This window comes from Mesorhizobium sp. M7A.F.Ca.CA.003.01.2.1, from assembly GCF_003998945.1.
Taxonomy (GTDB): Bacteria; Pseudomonadota; Alphaproteobacteria; order Rhizobiales; family Rhizobiaceae; genus Mesorhizobium; species Mesorhizobium ciceri.
Genome location: NZ_RZRA01001620.1, coordinates 1 through 528, shown reverse-complemented (window position 1 = coordinate 528; position 528 = coordinate 1). Strand labels below are relative to the sequence as shown.

Below are 528 nucleotides of genomic sequence, written 5' to 3'. Positions count from 1 at the left end.
CCGAAAGGAAGGTGTAGCTCAACGTATGGAGAAGCGATTCCCAGAAGCGTTGGTCGTACGCCAGCCGCAGATAATTCTCCATCCCGGCAAAGCTTCGCGACTGGCCGAGCGTCCAGCGGTTGACGCTCATCCACAGCGTGAAGGCCCAGGGAAAGACGATCACGGCGCCGACGACGACGAGCGCCGGAACGACGAAAGGCCAGTAGTTGGGAGCCAGCCGGATCGTCTGGCTCCCTTCGATGGCTTGCGTCGTCACCCCGGTGCGTTCTGGGGTGGTGGCGGACATCAGCCTTGCTCGCTCCTGTCGAGGACCGGCTGGAATTGGTCGGTAGCCTTCTTCAACTCCTCGGCGGGATCAGCGCCGGCGATCAAATTGGTCAGCGCCACGCCGTAGATGTCGCGGAACTCTGTGACCGGGATGATGACCGGCAGCGACAGCCGGCTCACATTGCCGGAGCCGACCACCGCATCGCGCCAGCTTGCCGGCATGGTGACGCCTTCGCGCACCTTTGGATCTTCGAGCACCGA

At 63.1% G+C, this 528-nt stretch carries 2 pseudogenes; both read right to left on the bottom strand.

The annotated features are described in order from the left end of the window. Positions 1–286, bottom strand: a pseudogene (locus EN969_RS34580) (sugar ABC transporter permease); the annotation flags it as partial. Further along, a pseudogene (locus tag EN969_RS34575) lies at positions 286–528 on the bottom strand (sugar ABC transporter substrate-binding protein); the annotation flags it as partial. The pseudogenes EN969_RS34575 and EN969_RS34580, both read right to left, overlap by 1 nt.